Consider the following 3,430-nt stretch of genomic DNA (forward strand, 5'->3'; position numbering starts at 1 on the left):
CGCGAGGCGCTCCTCGTGCGGGCTCACCGCGGCGACGACCGAGCCGTGCGTCGCGAGCCACCGCTCGGCGGCGCGTACCGCGCGGCGCAGCGGGCCGGGCAGGTCGGGGCGCTCGAACCAGTAGCAGTGCGGCTGGTAGACGACGGGCACCGGCAGCCGCAGCACGCGCGTGTAGAGGCCGGCCCAGCTCGAGTGGGCATGCACGACGTCGGGCGCGAGCTCGCCGACCGCGGCCCGCACCGCCCGCACGCGCGCCGCGGCGCCGTCGGGCAGGGCGGCGGTGCCCGCGTACGCGCCACGGCCGTCCGTGCTCTCCACCCCGCTGGACAGCAGGTGGTGCTCGGCCTCGGGGACGAGCTCGGTGATGCGGTCGACGGCCCTGCCCACGCCTCCGGAATACCGGTCCGTGACATGCAGAATTCGCACCTGCGCAGCTCCCTGTCGCGTGCCTTCTTCGCCCGGAAAAGGGTGATGGTCCCAGCGGACGCGCTTGGTCGGAACGTCGGTTAGATTACCAACGGAACTGCAGGCAGGCCTGTCAGGGGAACGCTTTGAACGTGACCGAATACCTCAGGATCATCCGTAAGCAATGGGTTCCCGTGACCGTTCTGGCAATTGCCGGAATTGTGCTCGCCGCGGGCTTCGCGCTGACGCGGACGCCCGCGTATACGACCTCCTCCCAGATCTTTGTGTCATTTCATGGAGCGGAGTCGACGTCGGAGCTCGCCACCGGCACCACGTACGTGCAGCGGCGCGTCGTCTCCTACGCCAACCTGGTGCGCAGCCCGCAGGTGCTGCAGTCCGTGGTCGAGGAGCTCGGGCTGGACACGACGCCCGGAGAGCTCGCCTCGCGCGTCCAGGCCGCGCCCGTCACCGACACGGTGCTCATCGACATCACCGTGACCGACGACGACCCGACGCTCGCCGCCCGGATCGCCAACACCGTCGCCGAGTCGCTCGCCGTGCGCGTCGACGAGCTCGAGACCCCGCAGCAGGTGGGCGACTCCCCGGTCCAGCTCCAGCTCGTCCGCGAGGCCGTGCCGCCCGGGTCGGCGAGCTACCCGAACGTCCCCGTCATGATCCTCGTGGGCCTCCTGCTCGGCGCCGCGGCGGGCGTCGCGGTCGCGGTGCTGCGCGAGCTCGTCGACACGCGCGTGCGCTCGGAGGAGGACCTGTCCGCCGTCACCGACGCCGCCGTCATCGGCACGATCTCCCTCGACGACGAGGCGAAGGAACACCCGCTGGTCGTGCAGGCCAGCCCGTACCACACCCGCTCGGAGGCGTTCCGGCGGCTGCGCACCAACCTGCAGTTCCTCGACCTGGACGGCGGCCCCCAGGCGATCGTGGTCACCTCCTCCGTCCCGGACGAGGGGAAGACCACCACCGCGATCAACCTCGCCATCACGCTGGCCGACGCCGACGCGAAGGTGCTGCTCGTCGACGCCGACCTGCGCAGGCCGTCCGTCGCCGGGTACCTCGGGATCGAGGGGTCGGTGGGGCTCACGACGCTGCTCATCCAGCGCGCGACCGTCGACGAGGTCGCCCAGCCCTGGGGCTCGGCGGGGCTGTACGTGATCCCGTCCGGCGCCGTGCCGCCCAACCCCGCCGAGCTCGTGGGCTCGCGCGCCATGGCCACGCTGATCCGGGAGACGAGCGAGCAGTACGACTACGTCGTCATCGACACCCCGCCGCTCCTGCCCGTGACCGATGCCGCGCTCATCGCCAAGATGACCAGCGGCGCGCTCATGGTGGCCGGTGCGGGCCAGGTGCGCCGCGAGCAGCTCCGGCACTCGCTCGCGAACCTGTCGGCGGTCAGCGCCCGCGTGCTCGGCGTCGTGCTGAACAAGGCGGGCCGGGAGGCGGACGCGTACTCGGCCGGCTACTACGACTACCGGCCCCACGCCGAGGACGACGGTGAACCGAAGGGACGGCGTGGCCTGGTCGGCCGGCGCCGACGCGCGAGCGACCGCCGCGGCCCGTCGCACGCCGCGGCGCCGGCGGTCGGTGGCGACCGTCCGCGCTGGTTCGGGGTGGGGGGCGGCACCGGGGACGCGGCGGGGGCGTCGAGGCCGACGGACGTGCCTGCGGGCTCGGCTACGGGCACGGATGGCGGCGCCGTGGCGGCCGGCCGTGCCGGAGCGGGCCGGATCCGGTTCCCGCGTCTGACCCCGCTCCGGCAGACGCCGCCGGTCGCGGACACCCCGGCCCGCACCGCGCAGCCAACCCCGGTGACCAGCACCGACACCGCGGACCCGGTGGACTCCACCGACCAGGGACCGGCGCGTCACCACACCGCGGAACCCTCGACCTCCCGCCGCTGACGCCACACGGGCTGGACTCTCCCGGGGCGAGCCCGGCACCATGTCGCCCCACCGCTTCCGTGTCACCGGTCACCGGCCGGACTGCCGACAGCCCCGTCCTCACCCCAGGACCCGCGCCGGGACCCCGACCGCCGACGCGTCGTCCGGGACGTCGCGGAGCACCACGGCGTTCGCCCCGATGCGCGCGCGGTCGCCGACGCGCACCGGACCGAGCACGCGGGCGCCCGCCCCGACGTAGACGTCGTCGCCGAGCACCGGGTCGCCGTCCTCGCCCGTGCGGGAGCGGGCCGCGCCCAGGGTGATGCCCTGCTGCAGCCGCGCACCGGAGCCGATCACCACACCGGAGCCGATCACCACACCGGTCGGGTGCCAGAGGACCAGGCCCGGCCCGATCCGCGCCGACCAGGCGATGTCCGCGCCCGTGACCAGGTGGTTCACCTGCTTGAGCACGGAGCCCAGCACGGGCAGCACGCCGCCGGCCAGGGCCGACGCCCGGAACAGGAACGCCGCGGCGAAGCGCAGGGTGAGCACGGTGGGCAGCACACCGGCCGTCCCGGGGCGGCGCGGGTCGTCGCTCGTCCGGTTGGCCGCGAGGTCGGCGAGCAGCCCCACGCGCCGCGCCCCGGCCCCAGGACGGCCCGCACCGTCCGCACCCGCAGCATCCGCCCCGACCCCGGCCCGCATGCCCGGCGTCCCCTGGCTCATCGCGTCACCACCGCTCTCTCGTCGTCGCTGTCCACGGGCGCGCGCAACCCCCACCGCGGCCTGCCGACGGCGCGTCCCGCCGCCGCGAGCGCCGCACCGAGCCGGTCGCTGCCCGCCGTCCAGTCGTAGGCGCCCACGCGCTCGACGGCGTGCTCGCACAGCCTGTCGCGCAGGGCGGCGTCGGCGACGACGCGCGCAGCGGCCCGAGCGAGTGCCGCGGGGTCGCCGGGCGGGACCACGAGGCCGTTGCCGAGGGCGTGCACCACCTCGGCCTGGCCGGGCACGTCGGTCGCGACGACGGGCAGGCCGGCCGCCGCGGCCTCGACCACCTTGAACGGGGACGTGCCGCGCGCGCTCGCCGCGACGGCGCCGCGGGTCGCGAACGCGAGCGTCGCGCCGCCGAG

At 75.1% G+C, this 3,430-nt stretch carries 4 protein-coding genes; 1 reads left to right on the top strand and 3 read right to left on the bottom strand.

Annotated elements, in window-relative coordinates; all coding sequences use genetic code 11:
- Positions 1-387 (bottom strand): glycosyltransferase (locus HLB15_RS22995; RefSeq protein ID WP_171109024.1); only part of this gene is annotated, 387 nt, incomplete at its 3' end.
- Positions 388-557: 170 nt separating this feature from the next.
- Here HLB15_RS22995 and HLB15_RS23000 point away from each other — a divergent pair.
- Positions 558-2,321 carry a tyrosine-protein kinase domain-containing protein gene (locus HLB15_RS23000; RefSeq protein WP_171109026.1) on the top strand — a complete coding sequence of 588 codons (1,764 nt, stop codon included), beginning with the start codon at positions 558-560 and terminating at the stop codon, positions 2,319-2,321.
- A 99-nt stretch (positions 2,322-2,420) separates the two neighbouring features.
- Here the strand turns inward: HLB15_RS23000 and HLB15_RS23005 are convergent, their stop codons facing one another.
- Positions 2,421-3,026: a serine O-acetyltransferase gene (locus tag HLB15_RS23005; RefSeq protein WP_171109028.1), complete on the bottom strand. Its 606-nt coding sequence runs from the start codon at positions 3,024-3,026 to the stop codon at positions 2,421-2,423.
- Positions 3,023-3,430: glycosyltransferase family 4 protein (locus HLB15_RS23010; protein ID WP_171109030.1), on the bottom strand; the 408-nt coding region annotated here is incomplete at its 5' end. The genes HLB15_RS23010 and HLB15_RS23005, both read right to left, overlap by 4 nt.

Origin of the sequence: Promicromonospora citrea, assembly GCF_013004695.1 — a bacterium.
Classification (GTDB): domain Bacteria; phylum Actinomycetota; class Actinomycetes; order Actinomycetales; family Cellulomonadaceae; genus Promicromonospora; species Promicromonospora citrea.

Excerpts from the sequence above, each read along its gene's own strand:
- HLB15_RS23005 (WP_171109028.1), bottom strand. The coding sequence starts at position 3,026 with ATGAGCCAGGGGACGCCGGGCATGCGGGCCGGGGTCGGGGCGGATGCT.